Genomic DNA, 11,397 nt, shown 5'->3' with positions numbered 1-11,397 from the left:
CCGGATGAGGTCAGCGACAGCTGGCTGTGGTCGACCGGAGCAAGTCCACGTACAGCCGCCGCACGAGCAGCAGCGTCTTCATACGGAGATCATGGGAACGATTTCAGCCACGCGTCAAAGCGATGGAAGCGGTTTCTCACCACGTGAGACAACGAGTACGTCACACCCGGTTGACACCGCGCCGACGTCTCGACGGAGTTACGATCACGGGACCGGCACCCCGAACCGGCACAGTGAGGCCCTGATGACGACTCTTCGCGCGACAGCGATGCGCATGCCCTGCATGCGGTGCTGTCCCGGCGCGATGTGTCGCGGCTGACCAGCACCGACCGGCTTTCCCGCCCGCCGCGCCCTTCCTCACCTCCCCCTCCGGGTGCTTGTCTCGGTACCCGGATTCCCCTTCCAGTTCCAGGAGTTGCCCCCATGACCCTGCTGACGACCTGGCCCGAGTCCGGACCGGAGACCCTGATCCGCCGCACGTCGGACCCCGCCGAGATCGCCGCCGCACTGAAGCCGCTGGGTGTGCGCTACGAGCAGTGGCCGATCCGTGAGGACGTGCCGTTCGACGCGGACAGCGACACCGTGTTCGCGGCGTACGGTCCGGAGATCGACCGGCTCAACGCCGAGGAGGGCTTCACCACCGTCGACGTCCTGGGTCTGCACCCCAGCGACGACCCGGAGTTCCCGGCGAAGGCGAAGGCCGCGCGGGAGAAGTTCCTCCAGGAGCACACGCACGACGACGATGACGAGGTCCGCTTCTTCGTCTCCGGCTCCGGCATCTTCTACCTCCACGTGAATGGGGAGGTGCACGCCGTCTTCTGCGAGAAGGGCGACCTGTTGGGCGTGCCGCGCGGCACGACGCACTGGTTCGACATGGGCACGAAGCCGTCCTTCACCGCGATCCGCTTCTTCCACGAGGAGGACGGCTGGATCGGCAACTTCACCGGTTCCCCCATCGCCGCCCGCTTCCCGGACTACGACACGATCGCGGCCGGCTACGAGGCCGACAGGGCCGCCGCGTGAGCGTGCGGGACCTGCGGTTCGACGTGGACGCCGTGGTGCTCGACATCGAGGGCACCACGAGCGCCACCGGGTTCGTCGTCGACGTGCTGTACCCGTACTCGCGCTCGCGGTTCGGCGCGCTGCTCGCCGAGCGCGGCAGTGACCCGGAGGTGGCGCGTGCGGTCGCCCAGGTGCGGGAACTGACCGGCGAGCCGGAGGCCGATGCCGCCGCCGTCGAGAAGACCCTCAACTCCTGGCTGGACCAGGACCGCAAGGCCACCCCGCTGAAGACCCTCCAGGGCATCATCTGGTCCGAGGGCTTCGCCCGCGGTGACCTCGTGTCGCACTTCTACGACGACGTCGTCCCGCGGCTGCACGCCTGGCACGCGACGGGCGTACAGCTGTACGTCTACTCGTCCGGGTCGGTGGCCGCCCAGCGGGCGTGGTTCACGAACAGCCCGGAGGGCGACCTGACGTCCCTCGTCTCCGGTCTGTACGACACCGAGAACGCGGGCCCCAAGCAGGAGCCGGAGTCGTACCGCCGTATCGCGGAGTCGACCGGCGTCGCGCCCGACCGTCTCCTCTTCCTCTCGGACCGCCCCGGCGAGCTGGACGCGGCCCGCGCGGCGGGCTGGTGGGCGGTCGGCGTCCGGCGGCCCGGGGAGCCGTACTACGAGCAGGGCGTCGGCGACCACGCGCAGGCGGGGACGTTCGACGAGATCACCATCACCACTTCCGGGAGCAGCACGTGACCACCGAGATCAGCCAACTCGACCTGGAGGAGGCGGGCGCGGTCCTGGCCGCCGAGTCCGCCCGGTTCGCGTCCTTCGGCTGGATGCGGGGCACCTCCGGCAACCTGTCCGTGGTGCTGTCCCGCGACCCGCTGCGGCTCGCGGTCACGGCCAGCGGGCACGACAAGGGCGAACTGACGCCCGCGGACGTGGTGCTGGTCGACGGGCAGGGCGCCGCGGTGCAGGGCGGCAAGCCGTCCGCCGAGGCCGAACTGCACGCGCGCGTGGCCGCGCTGACCGGTGCCGGGGCCGTGGTCCACGTCCACACGGTCGCGTCCGTGGCGATGGGCCGCCGCGAGCCCGGCGGCATCGTCTTCAAGGACCTGGAGATGCTCAAGGGCGTCGGCCAGAGCGCCCACGACGTCGAGGTGACCCTGCCGGTCATCGCCAACAGCCAGGACATGAAGGTCCTCGGAGACCGTCTGGAGGCCGCCCGCGACCCCCGGATGCCCGCGGTGGTCGTGGCCGGCCACGGGCTGTACGTGTGGGGCGACAACCCGCGCCAGGCCCGGCACCACACCGAAGTGGTGGAGTGGCTGCTGGAGTTGGAACTGTCGCAGCGCTGACACCAGGGAAGGGATCCCCCGAGTCTCTCCGGGATCCCTTCTTCGTCTACTTCAGGTACGCGCCGGGCAGTTGACCGGAAGCCACTTCCAGCACGCCCCGCTCCGTCACCAGTCCCGTCACCAGCCGCGCCGGCGTGACGTCGAACGCCGGGTTGTGCCCGCGCGACCCGGCCGGAGCCGTCCGCATGCCGGACCACTCCAGCACCTCGTCCTCGCCCCGGAGTTCGATGTGGATGTCGTCGCCGGTCTTCGTGGCCAGGTCGACGGTGGTCGTGGGCGCCGCCACCAGGAACGGGATCCCGGCGTCCGCGCAGGCGAGGGCGACGCCCACGGTGCCGACCTTGTTCGCGGTGTCGCCGTTGGCGGCGATCCGGTCGGCGCCGACGATCGCCGCGTCGACCTCGCCGCGCAGGATGGTTCCCGCCGCGGCCCCGTCGGTCTGGACGTAGTGCGGGATGCCCTCCTGGACCAACTCCCAGGCGGTCAGGCGGGATCCCTGGAGCAGCGGGCGCGTCTCGTCGGCGTACACGACCTCCAGTCGCCCGCGCGCGTGCAGTTCGCGGATGACGCCGAGTGCCGTGCCCCAGCCGGCCGTGGCGAGCGCGCCGGTGTTGCAGTGGGTGAGGATGCGCAACGGCCGGTCCGCGCCGACGCGTTCGAGCAGCCAGTCGGCGCCGTGGGCACCCATGGCGCGGTTCGCCTCGACGTCCTCGCGCTGGACGGCGGCGGCCTCCTCCAGCACCGCGTCGAGGCCCTCGTCGAAGCGGGTCATGACCCGGTCCACGCACACCATGAGGTTGACCGCGGTGGGCCGGGTCTCGCGGACGCGGGCCACAGCCGCGCGCACCTCGTCGGCCGACCAGCCCTCCCGCTCGCCCTGGAGCAGCGCGAGCGCGACGCCGTAGGCCCCGGCGGCGCCGATCGCGGGCGCGCCGCGCACGACGAGCCGCCGGATCGCGTCGACCAGGGTGTCCACGTCGCGGACGTCCATCGTCTCAGTGCGGTGCGGGAGCACGGTCTGGTCGATCAGCGCGAGGCTGGTTCCGGTCCAGTGGACGGCACGCAATTCCTCGGCCATGGGCCGCACTTCCTGGGACATAAGGGGACACTCCTGCTGTTCCTGTGGGTGTCCGTCACCGTACATGACCTTGAGGAACCACAGTTCGAGACAGCCGAGCAAATGTCCGAACATCAGGTGTACAGTCCATCCACCCGCGCAGCCCGCAGGCCGAGACGAGGAGGACGTGTGCTGCTCACCAAGCGCCGCTTCCTGGACTTCGGCCGCTGTGCCGGCGACGGCTGTCCCCGCTGAGCCGCCCCACCTCAGCCGCTTCTCGCGTCGCCCGCTCTCACCTCACGCGTTCATCGCCGAGCGCGCCTTCATGGACGTACCCGAGCCGCCGGACAAGCTCGCCTACGAGGAGCGGATGGCGTGGGCCCGCCGGGACCTGGAGGCACACGGCCCGGCACGTCACGGCGTCCGCCCCGTCGTCTTCGCGCACTCCACCTACACCCTCTCCCCCGACCAGCTCACCGAAGTCGCCGCCCTGGCACGGGAGTTCGGGGCGCTGCTGCACATCCACGCCGCCGAGAACGCGACCGAGGTCGCCACCGTCGAGGTGCGGTACGGCAAGCGGCCGGTGGAACTGCTCGACTCCCTCGGGCTGCTCGGTCCCGACCTGCTGCTCGCCCATGCCGTGGAGCTCAACGGGCCGGAGATCGCGGCGCCGGCCCGCACGGGCACGTCCGTGGCGCACTGTCCCGTGTCGAACCTGAAGCTGGGCTGCGGCATCGCACCGGTGCCCCGGCTGCCGAGCGCCGGGGTGACCGTCGGGCTCGGCACGGACGGGGCCGTCAGCCCCAACACCCTGGACGTGCTGGGGGCGGTGCGGCAGGCGGCGCTGGTGCACAAGGCGGGCGGCGACCCCACGGCGGTCGGCGCCGAGCGTGCCGTACGCCTGGCGACGATCGAGGGCGCGCGGGCGCTGGGGCTCGGGGAACAGCTTGGCTCGCTGGAGACCGGCAAGCGGGCCGACCTGATCGTGCTCGACCTGAGTGCCCCGCATCTGCGTCCACCGCACGATCCCTGGTCAACCCTGGCGTACGCGGCGCACTCGGCGGACGTGCGGGACACGGTCGTCGACGGGCGTGTGCTGATGCGGGACCGGGCGCTGACGACGCTGGACGAGGAAGCGGTGATCGCCGATCTGGAGGCGCTCGTCTGAACAGGCCGCATAATGTGGGCTGAGACGTCGGATGTCTTGCACGGCATCCTGAACGACCAGGAGGGCCGCCATGGCAGTCACCGACGAGGCGATCGAGAAGATCAAGGGCATGATCGTCTCCGGCGCCCTGCGCCCCGGCGACCGGCTCCCCAAGGAGAGCGAGCTGGCCGCCGACCTCGGGCTGTCCCGCAACTCCCTGCGCGAGGCCGTGCGCGCCCTGTCACTGATCCGGATCCTGGACGTACGGCAGGGCGACGGCACCTATGTCACGAGCCTGGACCCGCAGCTGCTGCTGGAGGCACTGAGCTTCGTCGTCGACTTCCACCGCGACGACACGGTGCTGGAGTTCCTCGCCGTGCGCCGCATCCTGGAGCCGGCCGCCACGGCGATGGCGGCGTCGCGGATCAGCGAACAGCAACTGGACGCGCTGGCCAAGCAGTTGGACAAGCTCGGCGACGCCCCGTCGGTGGAGGAGCTCGTCGCCTGCGACCTGGAGTTCCACCGGGGCATCGTGCACAGCTCGGGGAACTCGGTGCTGTGCTCGCTCCTCGACGGCCTGTCGGGGCCGACGACACGGGCGCGTATCTGGCGGGGGCTGACCCAGGAGGACGCGGTGAGCCGGACCCTGCACGAGCACCGGGCGATCCTGGAGGCGCTGCGGGACCGGGACGCGGAGGCGGCGCGGTCGTGGGCGACGGTGCACATCGCGAGTGTGGAGCAGTGGCTGCGGTCGACGCTGTGACCTGGCGGTCCGCTGCGGCGAGGCCGGGACACAGCTCGTACGGCCGTGGGGTGTTCCCCGGTGGCGAACGGGGCAGTGATCCGTTCACTCCCCCGTGCAAGGGGGCTGCGGGCGCCCCCGCCGCACGCCGTAAGGTTGTGTGGTCAAGCGAGGGCACGTCGGAAGGAGGCGCTGGGTGATCGAGCTCGAGGGGGTTCCCGAGCTGATCGACCCGGTCATGGTGGCCGCGTTCGAGGGCTGGAACGACGCCGGCGACGCCGCCTCCACCGCGGTCGCGCATCTGGACAGGGAGTGGAAGGGCGAGGTGTTCGCGGCGCTGGACGCCGAGGACTACTACGACTTCCAGGTCAACCGCCCCACGGTGTGGATGGACGCCGGGGTGAGGAAGATCACTTGGCCGACGACAAGGTTGTCGGTGGTCCGCGTCGGCGGCGACAAACCACGTGATCTCGTACTCGTCCGAGGCATCGAACCGTCCATGCGGTGGCGCTCGTTCTGCAACGAGCTGCTCGGCTTCGCGCACGAGCTGGGCGTGGAGCTGGTCGTCATCCTGGGCGCTCTGCTCGGCGACACCCCGCACACGCGTCCGGTCCCGATCAGCGGCACCACGTCCGACCCGGACCTGGCCCGCCGCATGGATCTGGAAGAGACCAAGTACGAGGGCCCCACGGGCATCGTCGGCGTCCTCCAGGAGGCCTGCACGCACGCCGGCGTACCGGCGGTGTCGCTGTGGGCCGCCGTACCGCACTACGTCTCGCAGCCGCCCAACCCGAAGGCGACGCTGGCCCTCCTCAACCGCCTGGAGGACCTGATCGACGTGCGCATCCCGCTCGGCGAACTGCCCGAGGACGCGCGCGCCTGGCAGGTCGGCGTGGACCAGCTGGCGGCCGAGGACAGTGAAGTCGCCGAGTATGTGCAGTCGCTGGAGGAGGCCCGGGACACCGCGGAGCTGCCGGAGGCGTCGGGCGAGGCGATCGCCCGCGAGTTCGAGCGGTATCTGCGCAGACGGGACGGCGGCGGCCCGTCGGCGGGCGGGCACGCCACGGACGGCGGGGAGGCCGGCCCCTTCCTGAGGGACAATCCGAGCGGCCGTACGAAGCCGCCCAAGCCGCCGAAGCCGAGCGGCGCGGACGACGAGGGTTCGTCGGAGTCATCGGAGGAGTGAGGCAGAGGGCGGTGCGCCGGGCGCACCGCCCTCTTCCGTTCCGCGGGGACGGGTCTCGTCACGCCGGCACGGAGATCACGTCGTACGTCGTCTCCGGCGTCGGGGTGGTCGTGAAGCGCGCGTTGGGCAGGTAGAGGCGGCCCTGGTGGGCGGCGACCGTGGTCGGCACGTCGAAGAGCGGGTCGGTGAGGCGGCGCTGGAAGACGCCGCTGCGGCCGTCGGCGGCCAGCTTGAACACGTCGATCGCGTTCTGCCGGTTCTGTACGACGTACAGCGTCCGCCCGATCAGCAGCAGGCCGTCGCCGTTGGTGAGCGGGGCCGCGTCGCCGAGGTCGACGAGCTCGGTGACGCCGGTGCGCGGGTTCACGCGGTGCAGGCCGCCGACCCCGGACTGCACGACGAGGAGGGCCGAGCCGTCGGGGGTGCGGGTGATGCCGTTGGCGTTGACGACCTCGCCGGGGACCTGGCTCCAGTCGCCGCTCAGGGTGATCGTCACGAGGTCGTCCGCGTCCGGCAGTTCGCCGCGCCGGCCGAGCGGCAGGGCGTACAGCGCGGGCTGGTAGGAGTCGGTGAACCAGGCCGTGCGCGGGGTCAGGAACACGTCGTTGGCGAAGGTCGGGGTCGCCGTGGTGAGGACGTACGAGGCGAGGATCTGGCCGGTGCGGGCGTCCACGACGCGGGCGCCCTGGCCGCGTCCGGCGACGAACAGGCGTCCCCGGTCGTCGAGTTTGAGGCCGACCGAGGGCGTGCCCGGGCCGGCGGAGAGGATGCCGCCCTCGCCGGTGCGCAGGTCGGCGCGGTAGATCGAGCCGTCGCCGAGCGAGCCGAGGTAGGCGTACGGTCCGCCGCCGATGGTGATGCCCTCCGGGCGGAAGCCGTTCGGGAGGTGGATCACGGAGGGCCGGTTCTTCTCGGCTGTTCCGGCCGCCGCGGCGGGGGTGCCGGCGGATCCGACGAGTGCGGCGCCGGCGGTGGCGGCGCCGGCCGCGAGGAGTGCGCGGCGGGTGGGACGAGGTGCGAAGGAGCGGTGTTCGGGGGCCACGGTGCGTCCTTCCGCGGACAGGACCGGCCAACAGCTGGTCCAACGGTCAACTGACTCTTCCACCCCACCACACACCGACCGCCTCCGCAGCATGGGACAGCCTCTCGACAGCGTCCGGACAGCATCTGGCCCGATTGTGGCGTGACATCTCTTTCGGACGGATTGCTCACGTTGCCCAATTCAACTTGTCTTCAAACCGAGTTGGCGAAAGCGGTCTGGACGGACCGGGCCGGGAGTGCTTGGTTGTCCCCCGAAGGCGCGCCGCACCACCCGCACTTGGGATCCGCAGGAACCGAAGGGAGCGGCAGACGATGACCGACCAGGCACAGCCGGCGCAGGGCCCGGGAGCCTCCGGGCCGGGGCCCGACGGAGCGGGATTCACTTACCGAGGAGCCGAGCGGGAAGTGATCGTCGTCGCCCGCCCGAAGGCCGGGCTGCGCGCCAGGGCCGAGGGCGTGCGGTCGGTGGCGGGCGCCGACACATCGGCTCTCGACATGTTCCTCAGTGACGAACAACTCGCGCTGGAGCCGCTGTTCGGCAACGAGGAGCGACTTCAGCAGGCCGCCGGCACCGAGGACGTGCCCGACCTGGCGCTGTTCTACCGGGTGCGCGGCGGGGAGAGCCGCGCCGAGGAGCTGCGGGCGCGTATCGCCGCGCTGCCGGGGATCGACTCGGCGTATGTGAAGCCGGGCGCGGTGCCGGCCTCCCTCGGGCAGGTCGGGGAGGACAGCGGACGTCTGAAGGAGGGCGCGCCGGTCACGCCCGACTACAGCGGCCGGCAGGGCTATCTGCGGCCCGCGCCCGAGGGCGTCGACGCGCACTGGGCCTGACAGCGGCCCGGCGGCACCGGTCAGGGCGTGACCGTGATCGACGTGGAGGGCTCCTGGCAGCTGGGGCACGAGGACCTGGCGGCCAAGCTGGCCGGCGTCGTCGTCGGCACGCCGCTGGCCGACCTGGCCTGGCGCAACCACGGCACCGCCGTGATCGGGGTGATCGGCGGCGACCGGGGCGAATACGGCGTCACCGGCATCGTGCCCGACACGGTGACCGCGGCCGCGTCCTTCCAGGGCATCGGCACGGCGGCCGCGATCCACGCGGCGGCCGACCGGCTGAGCCCTGGCGACCTCCTGCTGATCGAACTGCACCGCCCGGGTCCCCGGTTCGAGTACGCCGACAGCGACGACCAGCGCGGCTACATCCCGCTGGAGTGGTGGCCGGACGACCTCGCCGCCGTCCGCTACGCCACCGCCAAGGGTGTCCTCGTGGTGGCGGCCGCGGGAAACGGCGCCGAGTCGCTCGACGACGCGGTCTACGAGCGCCGCCCGGACGGCTTCCCGGAGTCCTGGCGCAACCCGTTCAACCCGTCCTCCGGCGCCGTCCTGGTCGGCGCGCGGGCGCCCCGCCGCCCGGCACCCACGGCCGCGACCACGGCCCGGACCGCTCACGGCTCGCGTTCTCCAACTACGGCGCCCGGCTGGACGCCCAGGGCTGGGGGCGCGAGGTGACGACGACCGGCGGCTTCTGGGACAAGCCCGGCGATCTGCAGGGCGGTCCCGAGGAGATCGCCTGGTACACCCACACGTTCTCGGGGACGTCGTCCGCCTCCCCGATCGTGGTCGGCGCACTGGCCGCGCTGCAGGGCATGCTCAAGACGGCGGGCCAGGAGCCGATGTCCCCGGACCGTGCCCGCGCCGTCCTGCGGGCCACCGGCTCCCCGCAGCAGGACGCGCCGGGCCGGCCCGCCTCCCAGCGGATCGGCAACCGGCCCGACATCAAGGCGGCGGTGACCCATCTGGTGCCGCATGCGGTCGGCTCGGTGGCGCAACCTCAATCATCCGTCCCCGGAGATCCGCCAGGCGGTCCACACCGCCTTCGCGGGAGGACGGCCCGATGTCCGAGTGTGGTTCTCGGACGACGAGATCGTCGGCCTGGTCATCACCGGCTGACGCAGCCCATCACATCAAGGGAAGGTGACACCCGTATGAGCACCACCCCGCAGATGAGTCACATGGGACAACAGCAGGGCCAGCAGTTCCCCAGCACGTCGCCGTACCAGCAACAGCAGAACTACGGCCAGCAGCAGCCGTACGGCATGAGCGGCTCCCTGGAGCAGCTCCAGCAGCTCGGTCAGCAGCAGCCGTTCCAGCAGCTGTTGCAGCAGCTGGGCCAGCCTCTCGGCGGGCAGCAGCAGGGCCAGCAGGATCAGCAGGCCGAGCAGCAGATGCAGCAGCAGCTCCAGCAGGTCGCGCTGGCGGCGGTGCAGCAGGTCGTCCAGGAGGTGCAGGCGCAGGCCCTCGCCTCCGGTGTGGCGAACGGCTTCATCGACATCGTTCACCCGCTCCAGGGGCAGCCGCACCAGATCTTCCTGCGCATCACCAACCAGTTCCGGGTTCTCAACAACCCGAACCCGCAGGTGCACCAGCAGATCCAGCAGGCCTTCGCGTTCGGCCACCAGGTGATCGGCATCTGGGACACCCAGTCGCCGAGCGTGCTGCGCAGCGTCCGCATCCAGCGGATCTGACGGGCTGACGCACACCGCGACGCACTCGGGGCGCTTCCTCCGGCGGGAGGAAGCGCCCCTCTCGTGTCTGTCCGCCGTGGTGGCCGTGGTTACAGAGCCACGCCCAGCAGCGCGTCGACGGCCCGCGATACGACACCGGGGGCGCCCGTGTCCGTACCGCCGCGCTCCTCCTGCGTCGCGGCCCAGCGGTCGACCGCGGCGAGCGCGGCCGGGGCGTCCAGGTCGTTCGCGAGGGCCTCGCGGGTCTCCTCGACGAGCGCCTCGGCGGGCGGCCCGTCGGGCCGGGAGACCGCGGCCCGCCAACGGTCGAGACGGGCGACGGCGTCCTGAAGCACCTGGTCGGTCCACTCCCAGTCGGCCCGGTAGTGGTGGGCCAGGAGGGCGAGCCGGATGGCGGCGGGGTCGACGCCGTCGCGCCGCAGCTGCGACACGAAGACCAGGTTCCCCTTGGACTTGGACATCTTCTCGCCGTGCAGGGCGACCATGCCGGCGTGGACGTACGCCTTGGCCATGGGGAACTCGCCGGTCAGCACCTGGGCGTGCGAGGCACCCATCTCGTGGTGCGGGAAGGCCAGGTCGGAGCCGCCGCCCTGGACGTCGAAGCCCATGCCGAGGTGGTCGAGGGCGATGGCGACGCACTCGATGTGCCAGCCGGGCCGTCCGCGCCCGAGCGAACCGCCGTCCCAGCTGGGCTCGCCCTCGCGGGCGGCCATCCACAACATCGGGTCGAGCGGGTTCTTCTTGCCCGGACGGTCCGGGTCGCCGCCACGCTCGGCGGACAGCAGTCGCATCGCGGCGGCGTCGAGGCCCGACACCTTGCCGAAGTCGGGGTCGGACTCGACGGAGAAGTAGATGTCCCCTTCGAGTTCGTACGCGGCGCCGGCGTCCCGCAGGCGCTCCACGAGCGGCACGATGCCGGGTATCGCCTCGACCGCGCCGATGTAGTGCCGCGGGGGCAGCATGCGCAGGGCGGTCATGTCCTCGCGGAAGAGGGCGGTCTCCTTCTCGGCGAGGGCGACCCAGTCGATGTTGTCGCGCTCGGCCCGCTCCAGCAGCGGATCGTCGACGTCGGTGACGTTCTGGACGTAGTGAACCTGCCGCTTGGTGTCGAGCCACACGCGCTGCACGAGGTCGAACGCGTTGTAGGTCGCCGCGTGACCGATGTGGGTCGCGTCGTACGGGGTGATGCCGCAGACGTAGATACGGGCGACGGGACCGGGGTCGAGGGTGACCGGACCGCCGGTCGCGGTGTCGTGGATCCTCAGGTCGCGGCCCTGACCAGGCAGGGCGGGGACCTCAGAAGCGGGCCAGGCATACATGTCATGAGCCTAACCGGACGGATG

General features: G+C 71.5%; 11 protein-coding genes and 1 pseudogene. 9 read left to right on the top strand and 3 right to left on the bottom strand.

Annotated elements, in window-relative coordinates; genetic code table 11:
• The first annotated feature begins 423 nt into the window (after nt 1–423).
• The 3 genes from QQM39_RS36775 to mtnB are packed head-to-tail and all read left to right on the top strand — an operon-like array spanning nt 424 to nt 2,359.
• On the top strand, nt 424–1,023 hold the full coding sequence (locus QQM39_RS36775; RefSeq protein ID WP_302001914.1) for an acireductone dioxygenase: 600 nt from the start codon (nt 424–426) through the stop codon (nt 1,021–1,023).
• The gene (mtnC, locus tag QQM39_RS36770; protein ID WP_302001913.1) at nt 1,020–1,754 is read left to right on the top strand and encodes an acireductone synthase; all 735 of its coding nucleotides are present in this window, start codon (nt 1,020–1,022) and stop codon (nt 1,752–1,754) included. The genes QQM39_RS36775 and mtnC overlap by 4 nt, the downstream gene beginning before the upstream one ends.
• Entirely contained in the window at nt 1,751–2,359 is a 609-nt protein-coding gene (mtnB, locus tag QQM39_RS36765) for a methylthioribulose 1-phosphate dehydratase (protein ID WP_302001912.1), read from the top strand. The genes mtnC and mtnB overlap by 4 nt, the downstream gene beginning before the upstream one ends.
• Nucleotides 2,360–2,405: 46 nt before the next feature.
• Here the strand turns inward: mtnB and mtnA are convergent, their stop codons facing one another.
• Nucleotides 2,406–3,437 carry an S-methyl-5-thioribose-1-phosphate isomerase gene (mtnA, locus tag QQM39_RS36760; protein WP_302003856.1) on the bottom strand — a complete coding sequence of 344 codons (1,032 nt, stop codon included), beginning with the start codon at nt 3,435–3,437 and terminating at the stop codon, nt 2,406–2,408.
• A gap of 301 nt (nt 3,438–3,738) precedes the next feature.
• Here mtnA and QQM39_RS36755 point away from each other — a divergent pair.
• The 3 genes and pseudogenes from QQM39_RS36755 to QQM39_RS36745 all read left to right on the top strand — a co-directional run.
• A pseudogene (locus QQM39_RS36755) lies at nt 3,739–4,584 on the top strand (amidohydrolase family protein); the annotation flags it as partial.
• A 70-nt stretch (nt 4,585–4,654) separates the two neighbouring features.
• The gene (locus QQM39_RS36750; protein ID WP_302001911.1) at nt 4,655–5,326 is read left to right on the top strand and encodes a FadR/GntR family transcriptional regulator; all 672 of its coding nucleotides are present in this window, start codon (nt 4,655–4,657) and stop codon (nt 5,324–5,326) included.
• A 175-nt stretch (nt 5,327–5,501) separates the two neighbouring features.
• A complete protein-coding gene (locus tag QQM39_RS36745; RefSeq protein WP_302001910.1) occupies nt 5,502–6,491 on the top strand; it encodes a PAC2 family protein in 990 nt (329 codons plus the stop codon).
• A gap of 58 nt (nt 6,492–6,549) precedes the next feature.
• Here QQM39_RS36745 and QQM39_RS36740 read toward each other — a convergent pair whose 3' ends face one another.
• A complete protein-coding gene (locus QQM39_RS36740) occupies nt 6,550–7,533 on the bottom strand; it encodes an SMP-30/gluconolactonase/LRE family protein (RefSeq protein ID WP_302001909.1) in 984 nt (327 codons plus the stop codon).
• A 311-nt stretch (nt 7,534–7,844) separates the two neighbouring features.
• Between QQM39_RS36740 and QQM39_RS36735 the strand changes: the two genes are divergently transcribed.
• The 3 genes from QQM39_RS36735 to QQM39_RS36725 are packed head-to-tail and all read left to right on the top strand — an operon-like array spanning nt 7,845 to nt 10,054.
• Nucleotides 7,845–8,363, top strand: coding sequence for a hypothetical protein (locus QQM39_RS36735; RefSeq protein ID WP_302001908.1), 519 nt, complete (start codon nt 7,845–7,847; stop codon nt 8,361–8,363).
• Nucleotides 8,364–8,390: 27 nt separating this feature from the next.
• A complete protein-coding gene (locus QQM39_RS36730; RefSeq protein WP_302001907.1) occupies nt 8,391–9,038 on the top strand; it encodes a hypothetical protein in 648 nt (215 codons plus the stop codon).
• Entirely contained in the window at nt 9,035–10,054 is a 1,020-nt protein-coding gene (locus tag QQM39_RS36725) for a hypothetical protein (protein ID WP_302001906.1), read from the top strand. The genes QQM39_RS36730 and QQM39_RS36725 overlap by 4 nt, the downstream gene beginning before the upstream one ends.
• A gap of 89 nt (nt 10,055–10,143) precedes the next feature.
• Here the strand turns inward: QQM39_RS36725 and mshC are convergent, their stop codons facing one another.
• Entirely contained in the window at nt 10,144–11,373 is a 1,230-nt protein-coding gene (mshC, locus tag QQM39_RS36720) for a cysteine--1-D-myo-inosityl 2-amino-2-deoxy-alpha-D-glucopyranoside ligase (RefSeq protein WP_302001905.1), read from the bottom strand.
• Nucleotides 11,374–11,397 lie beyond the last annotated feature (24 nt).

This window comes from Streptomyces sp. DT2A-34 (assembly GCF_030499515.1).
GTDB lineage: Bacteria > Actinomycetota > Actinomycetes > Streptomycetales > Streptomycetaceae > Streptomyces.
Note: the sequence above shows the minus strand (reverse complement) of the source record. Positions and strands in the feature narration are given on the sequence as shown.